A 237-nucleotide genomic window follows, 5' to 3' on the forward strand; every position below is an offset into this window, starting at 1 on the left:
CGGTCCTCCAGCGTGGCCATGACCGGGGCGGCGTCCTTGGGCCGCATCGCCGAATAGACCTGGACCAGACGGTCGGTTTCTTCCTTCTCACGTTCGCCCACCTGCCCCACCAACTGGCGCATCTCGGCCTTCAGGGCTTCCATGGCCTGGATCTTGGCGTCCAGCTTCTGTTCGGCGGCGACCATCAGCGGCAGGGTGGTGGCGAAGTCCTGATCGCGCGCGTCCAGCTGCGTGCGG

General features: G+C 67.1%; 1 pseudogene. It reads right to left on the reverse strand.

Going from position 1 to position 237, the window contains the following annotated elements:
* Nucleotides 1-237 (reverse strand): annotated as a pseudogene (locus QZ281_RS13415) (hypothetical protein); the annotation flags it as partial.

This window comes from Brevundimonas sp. (genome assembly GCF_018608325.1).
Taxonomy (GTDB): domain Bacteria; phylum Pseudomonadota; class Alphaproteobacteria; order Caulobacterales; family Caulobacteraceae; genus Brevundimonas.